This is a genomic window from Psychrobacter alimentarius, from assembly GCF_001606025.1.
GTDB lineage: Bacteria > Pseudomonadota > Gammaproteobacteria > Pseudomonadales > Moraxellaceae > Psychrobacter > Psychrobacter alimentarius.
In genome coordinates this window covers 180,348-195,436 of sequence record NZ_CP014945.1, presented here as the reverse complement: position 1 = coordinate 195,436, position 15,089 = coordinate 180,348, and the positions used below count along the sequence as shown (strand labels likewise).

Annotated in this window: 15 protein-coding genes; 5 read left to right on the top strand and 10 right to left on the bottom strand. The window is 44.0% G+C overall.

The window, feature by feature from the left end:
* Positions 1-22 precede the first annotated feature (22 nt).
* Complete coding sequence (locus A3K91_RS00815; protein ID WP_062843589.1) at positions 23-802, top strand: hypothetical protein; 780 nt, start codon at positions 23-25, stop codon at positions 800-802.
* Between the two features lie 489 nt (positions 803-1,291).
* Positions 1,292-1,771 carry a hypothetical protein gene (locus A3K91_RS00810; RefSeq protein WP_062843588.1) on the top strand — a complete coding sequence of 160 codons (480 nt, stop codon included), beginning with the start codon at positions 1,292-1,294 and terminating at the stop codon, positions 1,769-1,771.
* Positions 1,772-1,988: 217 nt separating this feature from the next.
* Here the strand turns inward: A3K91_RS00810 and A3K91_RS00805 are convergent, their stop codons facing one another.
* On the bottom strand, positions 1,989-4,538 hold the full coding sequence (locus tag A3K91_RS00805) for a Tex family protein (RefSeq protein WP_062843587.1): 2,550 nt from the start codon (positions 4,536-4,538) through the stop codon (positions 1,989-1,991).
* Positions 4,539-4,927: 389 nt separating this feature from the next.
* Between A3K91_RS00805 and ompR the strand changes: the two genes are divergently transcribed.
* Together ompR and A3K91_RS00795 are read left to right on the top strand one after the other, a co-directional pair.
* Positions 4,928-5,686: an osmolarity response regulator transcription factor OmpR gene (gene ompR, locus A3K91_RS00800; RefSeq protein WP_062843586.1), complete on the top strand. Its 759-nt coding sequence runs from the start codon at positions 4,928-4,930 to the stop codon at positions 5,684-5,686.
* Between the two features lie 20 nt (positions 5,687-5,706).
* A complete protein-coding gene (locus A3K91_RS00795; protein ID WP_062843585.1) occupies positions 5,707-6,894 on the top strand; it encodes a CobW family GTP-binding protein in 1,188 nt (395 codons plus the stop codon).
* 90 nt (positions 6,895-6,984) lie between these two features.
* Here A3K91_RS00795 and A3K91_RS00790 read toward each other — a convergent pair whose 3' ends face one another.
* From A3K91_RS00790 to ubiG, 4 genes are all read right to left on the bottom strand, one after another.
* Entirely contained in the window at positions 6,985-7,251 is a 267-nt protein-coding gene (locus tag A3K91_RS00790; RefSeq protein ID WP_062843584.1) for a DksA/TraR family C4-type zinc finger protein, read from the bottom strand.
* A 105-nt stretch (positions 7,252-7,356) separates the two neighbouring features.
* Positions 7,357-8,181 carry a YciK family oxidoreductase gene (locus A3K91_RS00785; RefSeq protein WP_062843583.1) on the bottom strand — a complete coding sequence of 275 codons (825 nt, stop codon included), beginning with the start codon at positions 8,179-8,181 and terminating at the stop codon, positions 7,357-7,359.
* 83 nt (positions 8,182-8,264) lie between these two features.
* Complete coding sequence (locus A3K91_RS00780; protein WP_062843582.1) at positions 8,265-8,975, bottom strand: HAD family hydrolase; 711 nt, start codon at positions 8,973-8,975, stop codon at positions 8,265-8,267.
* 67 nt (positions 8,976-9,042) lie between these two features.
* On the bottom strand, positions 9,043-9,891 hold the full coding sequence (gene ubiG / locus A3K91_RS00775) for a bifunctional 2-polyprenyl-6-hydroxyphenol methylase/3-demethylubiquinol 3-O-methyltransferase UbiG (protein ID WP_062843581.1): 849 nt from the start codon (positions 9,889-9,891) through the stop codon (positions 9,043-9,045).
* A gap of 359 nt (positions 9,892-10,250) precedes the next feature.
* Between ubiG and A3K91_RS00770 the strand changes: the two genes are divergently transcribed.
* Complete coding sequence (locus A3K91_RS00770; protein ID WP_062843580.1) at positions 10,251-10,871, top strand: thiol:disulfide interchange protein DsbA/DsbL; 621 nt, start codon at positions 10,251-10,253, stop codon at positions 10,869-10,871.
* A gap of 185 nt (positions 10,872-11,056) precedes the next feature.
* Here the strand turns inward: A3K91_RS00770 and yjgA are convergent, their stop codons facing one another.
* The 5 genes from yjgA to folK form a co-directional block, all read right to left on the bottom strand.
* Entirely contained in the window at positions 11,057-11,569 is a 513-nt protein-coding gene (yjgA, locus tag A3K91_RS00765; RefSeq protein WP_062843579.1) for a ribosome biogenesis factor YjgA, read from the bottom strand.
* Positions 11,570-11,624: 55 nt separating this feature from the next.
* A complete protein-coding gene (gene rapZ, locus A3K91_RS00760; protein ID WP_084387209.1) occupies positions 11,625-12,590 on the bottom strand; it encodes an RNase adapter RapZ in 966 nt (321 codons plus the stop codon).
* 41 nt (positions 12,591-12,631) lie between these two features.
* The gene (gene panC, locus A3K91_RS00755) at positions 12,632-13,537 is read right to left on the bottom strand and encodes a pantoate--beta-alanine ligase (RefSeq protein ID WP_062843578.1); all 906 of its coding nucleotides are present in this window, start codon (positions 13,535-13,537) and stop codon (positions 12,632-12,634) included.
* Positions 13,538-13,572: 35 nt separating this feature from the next.
* A complete protein-coding gene (gene panB, locus A3K91_RS00750) occupies positions 13,573-14,373 on the bottom strand; it encodes a 3-methyl-2-oxobutanoate hydroxymethyltransferase (RefSeq protein ID WP_062843577.1) in 801 nt (266 codons plus the stop codon).
* A 102-nt stretch (positions 14,374-14,475) separates the two neighbouring features.
* Positions 14,476-14,973, bottom strand: coding sequence for a 2-amino-4-hydroxy-6-hydroxymethyldihydropteridine diphosphokinase (folK, locus tag A3K91_RS00745; protein ID WP_062845786.1), 498 nt, complete (start codon positions 14,971-14,973; stop codon positions 14,476-14,478).
* Between the last annotated feature and the right edge of the window lie 116 nt (positions 14,974-15,089).

Sequence of the window (15,089 nt, the reverse complement as noted above, 5' to 3'; positions counted from 1 at the left end):
CTATTATTTAGAGGAAACCATTATGAAATTAAATATATTAGCGGCTGCTGTATTAGGTTCAGGCTTTGCCATGTTTGCCAGCTCGGCGAGCGCGGCTATGGTAACGGATAGCCATGGTAATGTGGGTTACGATAGCTATGAAGAGTGCGTCACTGCTGTCAAAGATGGCTCAGCTAAGTTTTATACGCCTTATACTTATCAAAACCCCAAACGCCAAGCAGGAGAAGCAAGCGTCAAAAAAATGCGCTTGTCAGAAGTCATGATTCCTCAAAGTGTCGTTGATAGTAACCGCTTGACCACGAGCGATTATGCGGCAGGTGCTTGTGACTTAGGCGTCGGTCAATCAAATGGACGCTATGGTGTCTCAGGTGCCTTGGTAGGAAAATATGTGCCTATCGCCGCTGACATGCCTGTCAACGTTTATATGGATGCGGCAGGCAATCCAGTGCGATTGACTATGCAGCAGTGTGACAATCACTTTGGCAACAAATTTCCTACTCCCATTGTCAGTGAAGTCAAAGAGCCAGAGGCACAAGTAGCAATTGCTGAGACTCGTACCATGGAGCCTGTCGTTGTTAACACCACTCGTGTCATCCGACCCGCTAAATACAGTGTAAAAGAAGTCATCATAGCGCCCTCAGATCAGATCAACCGTGTGAATACCGCACAAGGAACAGCAGTTGCTATTGAGGGAGCGGATCGTACGGTTGTCGTTGGTGAGGAAGCAGATGCAGACATCATCGATAATACGGAGATCAATCAAACTTTCCCTGTTAAACGTGTACCTGATACCAATCCTTAATCGTAAATAATACGTTGAGAATGGCAAACTGCTAATGGGTTAGTAAACCGTAAAAATCTCTGCTGTATTTATATTAGTTACTATCGATATTAATAGAGGCAGTGATAACGTCAGAGACAGTGTCTTTTATGACGTTATTCAATCTGACAATAAGCGTACAGTAGTTGCACAAAGTCACCTGCCAACATCAATCTGTTAGACTTTTAATCTATGCACTACTGAATCATTGATTGTTTAATTGCTATTCTCCAACTCAGAGTTTGTAACCCATTTAGTTTAGCTTATAAAACTCTTCATCCAAATCGATCATGATAATCGCTTAATGGTTATCATGATTTTATTTTTTCTATAGATTGAATGTTAGAGATATTAAATATATATATTTGAAATACTACATTAATTTTTTATATATAAAACAACGCTAAACAGTCATGAAGTTTAAATCCCTTTAAACTGACACTATAAGACTATAAATTAAGGAATCCATTGATGAAAAAACGTACTCTACCTTTATCGCTACTTATTGGTGCCACACTTACTCTCCCAAGTTTGGCTATGGCCGCACCTGCTGATACTGCGCAAGCAAATGTGCAAACTGCACAAGCAGACATGGAAGCTGCGCAAGCGAATATACAAACCGCACAAGCAGAGATGCAAGCTACATCTGCCAATGATGGTATGGAGACTGAGGCTACCAGTCCGAATGTCGAACAGGGTGCTAATCAATCCAGTCCGTTTGTAATTAATGAAACTCAAACCATCTCAAGAGCCAGTGTGAATAAAGTTAGTAACCCTGCCAGTGCTCAGCAAGCAATGCCTACGGCGATGCAAGCTCAACAAGACATGCAAGCTCAACAAGACATGCAAGCTCAACAAGACATGCAGTTACAAGTTGAACCACAAGGCATGCAAGACTCACAAGAAGACATGCTACAAGAAGAGCAAGAAGCAGACATGATGGATCAGTAGATCCTGATAACTAGTTTTAAATATGTCAAATATATAAAAAGATTCAGGCACGGATTGGTTTTGAAGGTTGAATAAACTCAAATACTCAAACAGTACTTGGAAGTTTCTTTTTTAACACATGTTTAATGCTCATCTCCACAAATACTATATACAAAAAAGGCAGCCCGATGGCTGCCTTTTTTATTATTTGAAATTATTCATATCAAATGCATATGAGCTATTTTTTTGTTTTCGTCACGCCTGCTTCTTTTAACAAGGCACCAAATGTACCCATCTTGCTAGGCACTTCCGTGCTCTCATTTTTAGCAGCTTTACCACGCGTATTAGTACTGCTCTTGTCCTGTCGGCCTTCTTGGCGATTGTCTTGACGACTGCCACGTGGTTTTGACGATGACGGACGCTTATCAGCTGCAGGACGGCTACTGCGAGGACGAGTAGCTTTATCATCGTGACTTGAGTTAGCCTCAGCAGCCTTTGTCGCTGTGCGAGTTGGCTTTTCAGCTTCAGGCTTCATACTAAAGCCAATGCGACCGCGTTTTTCGTCGATAGAAATGACGCGTACTGAGACAATATCGCCTGGCTTAACACGGTTCATAGGATCAGCGACAAAATCATTGGCCATCTGTGAGATATGCACTAGACCGTCTTGGTGCACGCCAACATCAATAAAGCAACCAAAAGCAGTGACATTCGTAACCACACCTTCTAGAGTCATACCTTCGCTAAGGTCTTTGATGCTATTGACATCATCACGGAAGTTAGCTGTTTTAAACTCAGGACGTGGGTCACGGGCAGGCTTAGCAAGCTCATCTAGAATGGCTTTTATACTGACATTATCATCGTTGGCTGCAAGCGCTGTGGTATCGATGGTGTTTAGCACCCCTTCATTACCAATAAGGTCTGGTAATGCTTTGCCCGTTTGCGTCAATAAGCTATCGACCAACGCATAGCTTTCTGGATGAACACCAGTGGCATCTAGTGGGTTGCTACCATCATGAACACGTAAAAATCCTGCCGCTTGCTCAAAGGTTTTTACCCCTAGACGTGGGACATTTTTTAGCGCTTCACGGCTCTCAAATGCACCATGTTCTTTGCGGTAAGTGACAATTTGCTGTGCGACATTCTTATTCAGACCAGCAATATGCGCCAAGATAGCAGGACTGGCCGTGTTTACATCAACGCCGACCGCATTCACGCTGTCTTGAGTGACTTTGTCCAAACTATCAGCCAATTGGTTTTGATTGACGTCATGTTGATACTGACCCACGCCAATCGCCTTTGGATCGACCTTGACCAGCTCTGATAGTGGATCTTGTAGACGACGAGCGATAGATACGGCGCCGCGCACTGACACGTCTAGATTTGCCAACTCATCACTGGCAAGCTCACTGGCTGAATAGACAGAGGCACCTGACTCATTGACAATAACGGCTTTGGCTTTTAGGGCATCATTGGCGGCCAAAATCTCTTTAATCATCGCATCGGTTTCGCGACTGGCAGTACCATTGCCGATAGCAACCAAGTCGACCTGATAGGTGCTTAGTAGCTCATCGATGACTGCTTTGGCTTCATCTATCTTGTTATCAGGCGCGAATGGATAGACGGTTGCGACAACAGGCTTGTCTTCGCTATTCAACATCACATGACCTTGAGCATCAACAATAGCCATTTTTACACCATGACGGATACCAGGATCAACGCCCAAGATCACTTTGCGGCCAGCAGGTGCTGACATCAATAAATGCTGCAAGTTATTCGCAAACACTTCAATGGCATCTGCTTCGGCTGTCAAACGCTTTTCAGTCAATAGACGGTGCTCAATATGCGGACGCCATTTGTCTTTCCACAAACTGCTAGCCGCTTCTGCCAAAAACTCGCGACGGGCGGCAGGGGCTTTTGCATCAATATCAAAATGATTGATGATTTTTTCGATGAAAGGTGCGTCTTCGCCCTCAACCTTTAACCCTAGTACGTTTTCTTGACGACCACGCAGCATCGCTAATAAACGGTGGTTCGGTAGACGCTGAAGGCTTTCACTATGCTCAAAATAATCTTTGAATTTCTCACCGACTTCACGTTTTTCTTCACTGGCCACAGTCGAGACGATACTGGCAGTTTTGGCAAAGCCATTACGTAAGTTATCCAGCAAATCTAGGGCTTGCGTCCATTCATCGACAATAATGGCTTGCAGACCAGCCAATTGCTTTTCAATGTCACTGAAATCAACCTCAATTTCTTGACCGCTATCATCGGTCACATTTGACTGAATCTGATAATCGGCCAAAGCATCGGTGGGCGCTATTTCTTGAGTAAGAATCGCTTGGGCAGCAACGTCAAGGCCCGCAGCTCTTGCTTTGGCAGCTGGCGAACGACGACGTGGACGATATGGCAAGTAGATGTCTTCAAGCTCAAGCTTAGACGTCGCATTATCAATACGGGTCTGTAGCTCGTCAGTCAAATTACCCTGCGTGCTCAAAAGCTCAGTGATCTTAAGGCGACGAGTGGCCATGTCGCGCTCATAATTAAGCGACTTTTCTAAAGCGCGTAATTGAGCATCGTCAAGATTCTGAGTCTTCTCTTTGCGGTAACGGGCAATAAACGGAACAGTCGCGCCTTCATCGTAAAGTTTGACAAACGCATTGACTTGAGCAGTCTTAATGCCAAGCGCGCGAGCAAGCTTGTCGTGAATATTCGCGTGTGTGGTTGCATCAAAAACCTGCGCATTTGTCGAGGTTTGAGATGGCGTTAAGGTATCAGTGCTACTCATATACGTATCAATCGTTGAGAAATGTAGTTTTGCATTATAGCAAAAGCTGCATGAATAAAAATCCTTTTTATCTTTTCGTTATTTATCGCGTGTTTTGTAGCAAAAATCCTCTTATATCATAAGTTCTGTCGCCTTGTTAAACAAACGCATACAGCATTTTTCTTTATGGGTGATGCAATTGGGACTGCAATCTTATACACTAAAGTATCAATAGCACAAATATCGCTAAGTACTGCTGTATTGAACAAATGTTTTAAAATTTTATACCGTTTTGCTAGGTTATGGACTGATTCGAAAGTATTGACCCAAAAGCAATGACAATACTTTATAAACCATCTTATTTTTACCCATTGTTTTGCTGATAATAATTTTTATAAGAGGATGCTTATATGACTGACAACAATAGCCCTGACACTTTAACTCAGCGCATTCTAGTGGTTGATGACGATGCCCGCTTGCGCTCTTTGTTACAACGTTTTCTAGAAGACGATGGTTTTGTCGTACGTACGGCGCATGATGGCAGTCAGATGGACAAACTGATGCAGCGTGAGCTTTTTTCACTGGTGGTATTGGATTTGATGTTGCCAGGCGAAGACGGTATCAATATCTGTAAGCGCCTGCGTGAAAACAATGGCGATATCCCCATTATTATGCTGACAGCCAAAGGTGGCGATGCCGATCGTATCGCTGGCCTTGAAGCAGGTGCGGACGATTACCTGCCTAAGCCGTTTAACCCAAAAGAGCTACTGGCTCGTATCAAAGCGGTATTGCGCCGTCAGAATCGTGAGCTACCTGGTGCGCCAAGCCATCAGCTTGAAGTTGTTGAGTTTGGTCCATGGACGCTTGATCTCTCCACGCGTACACTCAAACGTGATGGCAATGTAGTTACGTTAACAACCGGTGAGTTTTCGGTATTAAAGGCCTTGGTTCAGCATCCACGTGAGCCATTGACTCGTGACAAACTGATGAATTTGGCCCGTGGTCGCGAATGGGGTGCCATGGAACGCTCAATCGATGTACAAGTATCACGCCTACGTCGTCTGATTGAAGACAACCCTTCACAAGCGCGCTATATCCAAACCGTATGGGGTGTGGGTTATGTATTTGTTCCTGATGAAGCCGAAATTGAAACCATCAAAAGTGAATAGTTTGTTTTAATGTCATTATTATGATGAATGTTGCTTTGAAAAAATCTACTGTTTTCCAAAACATACCCTGCACTTTAGTGACAGGGTTTTTGGGTGCGGGCAAAACCACGGTTATCAACCAGCTGTTAGCCAGTAAGCCTGTCGATGAGCGCTGGGCATTATTGATCAATGAATTTGGGCGTATTGGCATCGATGGTTCGCTGTTGGCAAGCTCCCAAGACGATACAGTCAATAAGAATAGCATTGCTATTCGTGAGGTCAGTGGCGGTTGTATTTGTTGTACCAGTCAGCTGCCGCTCCAGATTGCCATTAGCCGTCTGCTCAGTGATCATCATCCGCAGCGCCTTATTATTGAACCCACAGGACTTGCTCATCCGCGTGAGCTGATACATCAGCTTAGTGCGCCGCATTGGCAGACCGCTCTACAAATGCAAGCAGTCATCGCAGTGTTGAGCGGTGCGCAATGGCAGCAAGACAAGTATCGTACCCATGACGGCTTTCAAGCTCATGTTAAAGATGCCGATGTCTTGGTAATTAACCGCTATACACACTTGAGTGATAGCGATAAGCAAACACTACAAGCATGGGTAACCAAACTCAATGCGCAGGTACATATTATCTGGGCAAGTGCTGTACAAGCTGTGCCTAACAATGACAGCTTGTCGACTACAGATATAATCACGCTAAATAACCAACTAGCGACGCCCAGCCATATTATCGCGCAGCAGCGCACTATTAATATTAATTATCCTCAAAAACGCTCTGTTGGCTTGCGACCACCGAATACCGTTTTATCGCCTACTTCACGCTCAAATTCTATGCAGGCCAATGATGATAATCCGGTCAGTCCAGATATTGAGCTGCCTTATCGTTATCATGAAAAGCAGCAAGACATGCTATTGGCGGGTTGGCGACTACCAGCACACTATGTATTGCTTGCTGATGAGTTACAAGAATGGTTGTTAAAACTGCCAAGCTGGCAACGTATTAAAGGCGTGGTTCATACTTCTGACGGTTGGTTACAAATCAACTTTACCCCTGACAGTTTGACCACGAGCACTGTTGCCAGTCAATTAGACAGCCGACTTGAGGTTATTTTACAGGCAGGGGATGAAAGCGATCAGATGGACTTGGACGACGCTTCTCCTGTGACGTCTGCTATAGATTGGGAAGTGCGCGACCGAGAATTGATGGCATTAGTGATATAGTGACTTTATTTTCAACATCATTGCCTTAAAAATGAGAATAAAAAAGAAGCCTACTATGTATGCATAGTAGGCTTCTTTTTTATCCTGCCACTAACGCAGTTGACTGTCTTTACTACCGCGGCGATTGAATAGCTCCGCCGCCCTTGCCTCTTGCTCAAGCTCAGTTTGACAGCTCACGCAGTGCTGAATACCTGGCACTGCCAATCGCCGGGCTTCTGGAATGGGATTGCCGCATTCATCACAAAACTCAGCGCTCTCGCCCGTTGGCAATGCACGCCGAGCGCGCTCTAACGCATCATTAACGGTTGCATCCATTTGTTCGTGCTCTGCACCATCTCTTGACCAGCCACCTGCCATAGTTTTATCCTATTTGTTATTATTACTTATATATAAATTCTTTAATAACAAATAGATGGGGTATCTGCCAACTGATTGCAACCTAAAACTATATAAAATATAAAGCTAGTCTTTTGGTTGTAACTCAATCACTTGTCCGCGCACCCCAATACTGTCATCACTCATCAGACAGACATACCCTGGCATAATGTCCTCAGGTGTTTTTAAGCTCATGGGATTTTCTCCTGGATAAGCATGAGCACGCATATTGGTGCGCGTACCACCAGGATTGACACAATTGAATCTGAGATTGGTGGTGTTTTGCGTCTCTTGGGTAAAAATATCGCTCATACCCTCTACCGCCTGTTTTGAGAGCGCATAAGCACCCCAGAATGCACGCGGATGCGTACCAACCGTGCTGGACGTAAAGACGATAGAACCATGATCGGCGTCTTTTAACAGCGGTAGCAAAGCTTGGGTGAGCATAAAGGTTGCCGTAAAGTTAACCTTCATCACTTCGGCAAACATATCAACGTCATACATCTCAAGAGGTGTCAGTTGCCCCAGCATACCAGCATTATGCAAAATACCATCCAGCTGACCAACTTCTTTATTGATCAGTCCTTCTAGTTGCTGCATCTCGGCATAGGTTGCGCCTTCTAAGTTCATCGGGAGCATGGCTGGCTGCTTACCACCGAAGCTCTCAATTTCATCATAAACGTATTCAAGTTTACTGCTGGTACGACCGAGTAGCAAAACGGTCGCGCCATAACGGGCATAAGTTAATGCAGCCACACGACCAATACCATCGCCCGCACCTGTCACCAGAATAGTCTTTCCATCTAAACAGTTATCAGGTGGCAAAAAGTTACGGATAGCGTCATGAGTCAAAGGCTCGGTACGGCTTTGAGTGGCTTGCGTCTCCACTGATTGATCAATTTTTGTGCTCATGGTATGGCTCACTACTTATCGTTTAAGAATTGGGAATACTGGCCTAACATTGACGCTAAATAACGCCTTACATAAAAAGCTATTTATATATACTCAAAACGACCAGAAGACAGTAACAGCTCATTCAACTGTTTAGGTGTATCGACAATATAATCAGCGCCCCACGTTTTTAGGCTTTTTTGATCTTCAGGAGGAATATAACCATAGGCTGCTAAAATTGTCGGCATACCCGCAGCCTTACCAGCTTCGATATCACGTATGTGATCGCCCACATAAAGTACACAGCCAGCAGCACCGCGAGGAATACTGAGCTTCTCTAATGCCATATACATGGGCTCTGGATCAGGTTTTGAGCGAGACACATCATCAGGGCAGATCAACACAGCACAGCGCTCATCTAACGCCATCTTTTGCAATAACAGCTCTGCCAAATAGCGCGGCTTATTGGTCACAATACCCCATGGCACGCTTTGTTTTTCAAGCGTGGTCAAGACCTCTTCTAACTCAGCAAACACGCAACTATCTACGCATATATCTGCTTCGTAGTCATCTAAAAACTGTTGACGAAAAGTCAGTAAAGCGTCTTCGCTCACTTCAAGTTGATCATTGTACCTTAGCATCAGCTTTACCATTGCTGACGCACCTGCCGAAACTTGCTCACGGATTTCTGCTTCAGGTGGCGCTTGCAAATCGTTTTCGAGACTCATTTTGCCAATGATACGGACAAAATCAGCAGCGGTATCGATTAGCGTCCCATCAAGATCAAACAAAACCGCTTTTACAAATTCAGTCATAATTAAGGCTCTTAATACGGATAACATGTTGAGTAAAATAGGAGGTCACAAAACCATTAAGCACAGTTTAAGCAACGGGTTTTTGTACGGCAATCATATAATTGACATCGACGTTTTGTGCCAGCCAGTAGCGTTTGGTCAATGGATTGTAATGCAAACCAATGATGTCTTGGCGCGTAAAACCGGTATTGATTGCCATTTTATCAAGCTCAGCAGGGGTGATGAATTTGGCATAGTCATGCGTACCGCGATCAAGCAAGCGTAATACATACTCTGCGCCAACGATGGCAAATAAATAAGATTTAGGATTGCGATTGATTGTTGATAGTACGCACACACCGCCTGGCGCCAGCAATTCAAAACACGCCTGCACAATCGAGCTTGGATTAGGCACATGCTCCAGCATCTCCATACAAGTCACCACATCAAACTGACCTGCATGCGTTTTTGCTAAGTCTTCTACTGGAATATGCTGGTAGCGTAAGGTATTTTCTAAACCGCTTTGCTCGGCATGCAGTGCTGCCGCTTTTAGATTTTCGGTACCCAAATCAATTCCTGTAACATCAGCACCGCGACGCGCCATCGATTCTGACAATATACCACCGCCACAACCGACATCCAGCACTTTTTTACCACTAAGCCCTGTCTCAGCCGTTTTATTCAGGGCGTGAGGCGCTTCATTGCTTTTATTGAGATCTTTGCTTTGATAACCACGCTTAACGTTTTCTTCTATCCAGTTCAAACGTAGCGGATTGATCTCATGTAAGGTGGCAAAAGCACCCGTGTTGCTCCACCATTCACTGGCCAATTTATTGAATTTTTCTACTTCACTAGGATCTACATTGATAGTACTAGTCGCTGTGTCATTGAGATTGCTGTCTGCGTGCTCATTTGAAGAAGGAATAGCTGAACCCATAACGGTTTTCCTGTATTGTCGTTATCGTTATTGTTGTCTAAAGCGTACGATTATGCGCTCAATATTAGCATGAGACAGCCGACTTTGTCGTAAGTACATCGTCACTGATTGTGAGCAGTTTTAACCAATGCAAACGTTTGTAAGAAATGTACCTTAAATAATAACTGACAGCTTTACAACTGTTAGTTAAGATTCGGATTCACAAGCACACGCGTTTTACGTTATCATAGTCGATACGCTACTATGGCTAGATTATACTTGACGCTATATCGTTTATGTACTTAAAGCCATCTATCTGTCGATATTCAAACAAACCGATATTCACACAAACCTAAGTTTCCACACCTCAAGGATAAAGTATGAAACGTGTCATTACACTGACTGGTCTGGCTATGGCCGTTGGATTTGCTACTATGGGCGCACAAGCTGCCAACTACGTTGCTGGAAAAGACTATCGCGTGATAGACAATCCAGAAAAAATCAGCGGTGATGCTATCATTGTTCGTGAATTTTTCTGGTATGGTTGCCCGCATTGTAATGTGCTTGACCCGCATATGGAAAAATGGGCGAAGACCAAAGATAAAGACGTGGTATTTCTCAAGACTCCAGCAGCGCTTAACCCAGTATGGGAAGCCAACGCTCGTGGTTTTTATGCCGCACAGCTTTTAGGATTTGAAAACAAAACCCATAGTGCACTATTCAATGCGATTCATAAAGATGGCAAAAAGCTATTCGATCAGGCGTCTTTAAGCAAATGGTATGGTTCAAAAGGGGTTGATGAAAAGAAATTCAACAGTCTTTATAACTCATTTGCGGTTGGTACAAAGATTGGTCGTTCACAAGCTGGTGCTAAACGCTATCAGCTTTCTGGTGTACCTGCTGTCGTCGTACAAGGTAAATACGTTGTGACTGGCGAAAATGCGACTGTTCCTAAAGTGGTCGAGTTCTTGGTAGACAAAGTTCGCGCTGAAAAAAAATAATGTAGTGCTTCTTGCTGATAGGTCATGTATGAGTAACTGCTAGCTGACCTATCACTCTACAAGAAAGCCACCCATAAAAAAGCCAATCCTTCAAAGATTGGCTTTTTTTCTTAAGACTGTATGACTTTGCATCAAAATGATCATTAAATCAGATTACCCAATGTTATAACCATTCTGTTTTATCTTTATTTTTTCAACTGCGACAAGATAGCCACTTCACGAATGTAACTGGCCAAATCTTCTTTAGACTCAGCCATCAGCTCGTCATCTTGTGTGTGTTTGGCATACTCAATCCATAGCAGCAGTTGATACATGCTGTTGTGCTCAGAAGCCTTGTACTGTTTAACAAATTGTTTTAGCGTCCCTTCATCATTGATATTCAAGCGATCAGCCCAGCTTTCTATCTTTGAGATTTGTTCTTTAGGGAACACAGCATTAAACAAGGCTTTGACCAATTCATGGCGATTTTCTTCACTAATAAGTTTACCGACGCGCTTGGTCTGGCGATTACGAGCATTGGCGCTAGTGATATCAGCCAAAGCCATCAACTCTGCCATAAAATAATCACTGGCTGGCAGGGTTTTTAGCTGCTTTTTTGATAGGTTAGCAAGCGGTATCGACAACTCTTGCAAGCGCTCATGAGCTTTTTTGAGTTCTGTGCGCGAGACACGCATATCCTGTTCTGACCAGTCAATCATAAACACTTTCCAAAATAATGAATAAAAAAATTAATAATCTTTAATAAAATAGTAGCTACCAACGATGCTTTTCGCGGTGCTTCGCCAGTACTTTGATGCCTTCTGGCATAGTAGCAGCAAGGCGACGTTGCAAATTATCCGTAATAAATACGGAGCGATGCTTACCGCCAGTACAGCCAATGGCCACTGTCACCGTGTGGCGGTTGTTGTGTAAAAACTCTGGCAACCAGCGGGTTAAAAATACAGCGATGTCACTGGTCATTTCAGCCACTTCTGGACAATCAGCAAAAAAGGTGGCAACTTCAGCATCAAGACCTGTTGCCATGCGTAGCTCCGGATTCCAATGAGGATTTGGCAAAATCCTTACATCAAATACAAAGTCTGCATCAATAGGACTGCCATATTTAAAGCCAAAAGACAGTAAATTGACGACAATTTGATTGTCCATGCCGATGTATTCACGTAAAAGATCTTTCAGCTGATGAATATTGAGATCACTTGTATCAATTCTTATATCTGCATGATCTGCTATTGGTTCTAGTAGCTCAATTTCTCTTTTAATCGCGGCTGGTAGATTAAAAGCGACGTGCTTAGCATGCTCGTCATTAACGTCTTGAGACATTAATGGATGGACACGGCGAGTTGCATTGAAACGTGCTACCAATGTGCTCTCTTGAGCCGTGACATATACCACCTTGACGGCATGATCACCATATTCAGCCTTTAAGGATTCGTGCATCTCTGCAAAGTTGGACAAATCCGCACGAGGCGTTCGAATATCGACACCCAGTGCAATGCGACGAATACCGCTTTCATTGATCAATTTATGAGTGGCATTCGCAAGCAAAGATAAAGGTAAGTTATCAATAGAGTAATAGCCTAAATCTTCTAGTATATTCAATACTGAGGTTTTACCTGACCCTGACAGACCTGATATGACCAAAATACTGAGCTTGTCAGTAGCGACTTTACGCGCTGCCTGCTCAGAATGATCGTTACTTTTATCCTGACTTAAATCCATGATCTATCTACCCTAGTCCATTGCATTTGCAGGTTGCTCTGTCATAACGGTCGATTAACCGCTACTAATTGGTTGTCCAATAAGCGTGCACGTCCCAGCCAAGCGGCGACCAGAATGATTAAATTTTTGTTTTCTGTATTAAAAGCTGCAGACTCTGTGATATCGTTCAATTCATCGGTTTTGATTTCTAGATAATCAACCGTGAAACCAGCCTCATTAATACGCGTCTGTGTTTGCGCCAATAATGAATCCGCTTCTTGCTGACTCAGCTTACTACTGGTTAACTGATGTGCCAAATGTTGTAATTCTTGATGCAATACGGGTGCGATCTGTCGCTCGCTTGCGCTAAGATATTGATTGCGTGAAGACAATGCCAATCCATCATTAGCACGGACGATAGGCGCCCCTATAATATCGATAGGATAGCTTAAGTCACGTACCAATTGCTTGATGATGGCCAATTGTTGATAATCTTTTTGTCCAAAAACAGCAATATCAGGTTGTACAATGTTAAATAACTTAGAGACAACAATACCAACACCGTCGAAATGTCCAAGACGCGACTGACCACATAGCTGAGCAGTAATCGCCCCTGCACGAACCGAAGTGGGCGGTGGCAAGACTGGATACATCTCATCAATGCTAGGAGCAAAAACAAAATCTGCATCGACCGTAGCGAGCTTGGCAACATCTTCATCTAACGTACGAGGATAGCTATCAAAATCTTCCCCTGCCCCAAACTGTGTAGGGTTGACAAAGATACTGACGACCACAATATCAGCATGTTGTTTCGCAATTCTGACTAATTCAAGATGGCCTTCATGCAAATTGCCCATCGTCGGTACCAAAGCAATACGCTGTAAGTTACTTTGTTCGATATTTTTTTGGTCACGATAAGGCTGTAGGGCGGTACGCAATGCTGATATGTGATGATGAATAATGGGCATGGTTTAGTCGTCTTCTCTTCCAAATTTTGGACAAATTAGCTAAATTGGTGCTGTTCGGTTGGAAAAAGCCCTTCTCGTACTGACTGCTGGTAAAGGGCAAATGCGCCTTCGATACTGCGTGCACTATTGCGCTCATCGGTCAAAAAATCATGTACAAAGCGCGGCACACGACCATGCGCCATACCTAGCATGTCGTGCATCACCAAGACTTGCCCATCAGTGTCTGCACCAGCCCCAATGCCAATCACTGGCACGTCAACAGCTTCTGTTATGGTTTTGGCAAGTGCCGCTGGCACACACTCTAAGACAAGCAGCGCCGCCCCTGCAGCAACCACAGCCTTGGCGTCAGCCAGTACTTTATCAGCCGCGGCGTCACCACGTCCTTGAATTTTGTAGCCACCAAAGACGTTGACTGATTGCGGTGTCAAGCCCAAGTGTACACAAGTGGGTGTCCCAGCTTGCGCCAAGGTTGTGATGAGATCACAAAGCTCACTACCACCCTCGATCTTGATAACATGGGCGCCTGCTTGCATCAGTTGGCGACTATTGGCCACTGCCTCTGGCAACGTCACATAACTCATAAATGGTAGATCAGCCAATATCAGGGCGTGCTTATTACTACGAGCAATATTGGCGGTATGATAAGCCATATCATCAACCGTCACAGGCAACGTAGAGTCGTGACCTTGTACCACCATACCCAAGCTATCACCAATCAAAATGGTATCAATTTGCACTTTATCCATCATTCTGGCAAACATCGAGTCATAGCATGTCAAGCAAGTAAACTTGATACCCTCTTTTTTAAACTTGTTTAAAGTGGATAGCGTTGTCATATGATCCTCAATATTTTTAATTATCAATCAACCACTGATGTCATGAATTTTTGAATAAACATCTCTAACTATTTTTAATGTTTGATAAAACTGCCACCGTTCCTAACTATTGGATAAACGTGTTAAACCTGTCCAGTCCGCACTTTGTGAATACTCCTGTATCGGGATTCCCGAAATTTTCAGATCTGGCGCCAGCTCTTTCAGCGGTATCAATACAAAATTGCGCTCGGGCAAGCCTGCATGCGGTATGGTCAGCTGAGGATCTGTCATTTGTATGTCACCATACAGTAGAATATCGACATCTAAACTGCGCTCACCCCAGTGTCGTAGGCGCGCCCGCTTCGCTTGTTGCTCTAACTGCTGACAAAACATCAGTAACTCAAATGGCGTCAATGTCGTCTGAAAGCTGGCAACGGCATTGACAAAATCTGGCTGATCTTGTGGTCCCATAGGCGCAGACGCATAGAAAGAAGACACACTAACGTCACGTATATTCTTATGGTCTTGCATGCTAACAAGTGCTTGCTGCAAGTGCTCTACTGGCGAGCCCAAGTCATTAGCTAAATTACTTCCCAAACCAATATAACAAGTGACCCACATGATCTCCTCTTGACTGCCCTCTATAACGGCAGCGCGTTGTGGATGATGAGATTTGTTACTGGCTTCGACGTTATTCATGATGATCACTGTGTTCTAAAGTCTCAGGTTAATATAGC

Excerpts from the sequence above, each read along its gene's own strand:
- A3K91_RS00815 (WP_062843589.1), top strand. The coding sequence starts at position 23 with ATGAAATTAAATATATTAGCGGCTGCTGTATTAGGTTCAGGCTTTGCC.
- A3K91_RS00810 (WP_062843588.1), top strand. The coding sequence starts at position 1,292 with ATGAAAAAACGTACTCTACCTTTATCGCTACTTATTGGTGCCACACTT.
- A3K91_RS00805 (WP_062843587.1), bottom strand. The coding sequence starts at position 4,538 with ATGAGTAGCACTGATACCTTAACGCCATCTCAAACCTCGACAAATGCG.
- ompR (WP_062843586.1), top strand. The coding sequence starts at position 4,928 with ATGACTGACAACAATAGCCCTGACACTTTAACTCAGCGCATTCTAGTG.
- A3K91_RS00795 (WP_062843585.1), top strand. The coding sequence starts at position 5,707 with ATGATGAATGTTGCTTTGAAAAAATCTACTGTTTTCCAAAACATACCC.
- A3K91_RS00790 (WP_062843584.1), bottom strand. The coding sequence starts at position 7,251 with ATGGCAGGTGGCTGGTCAAGAGATGGTGCAGAGCACGAACAAATGGAT.
- A3K91_RS00785 (WP_062843583.1), bottom strand. The coding sequence starts at position 8,181 with ATGAGCACAAAAATTGATCAATCAGTGGAGACGCAAGCCACTCAAAGC.
- A3K91_RS00780 (WP_062843582.1), bottom strand. The coding sequence starts at position 8,975 with ATGACTGAATTTGTAAAAGCGGTTTTGTTTGATCTTGATGGGACGCTA.
- ubiG (WP_062843581.1), bottom strand. The coding sequence starts at position 9,891 with ATGGGTTCAGCTATTCCTTCTTCAAATGAGCACGCAGACAGCAATCTC.
- A3K91_RS00770 (WP_062843580.1), top strand. The coding sequence starts at position 10,251 with ATGAAACGTGTCATTACACTGACTGGTCTGGCTATGGCCGTTGGATTT.
- yjgA (WP_062843579.1), bottom strand. The coding sequence starts at position 11,569 with ATGATTGACTGGTCAGAACAGGATATGCGTGTCTCGCGCACAGAACTC.
- rapZ (WP_084387209.1), bottom strand. The coding sequence starts at position 12,590 with ATGGATTTAAGTCAGGATAAAAGTAACGATCATTCTGAGCAGGCAGCG.
- panC (WP_062843578.1), bottom strand. The coding sequence starts at position 13,537 with ATGCCCATTATTCATCATCACATATCAGCATTGCGTACCGCCCTACAG.
- panB (WP_062843577.1), bottom strand. The coding sequence starts at position 14,373 with ATGACAACGCTATCCACTTTAAACAAGTTTAAAAAAGAGGGTATCAAG.
- folK (WP_062845786.1), bottom strand. The coding sequence starts at position 14,973 with ATGTGGGTCACTTGTTATATTGGTTTGGGAAGTAATTTAGCTAATGAC.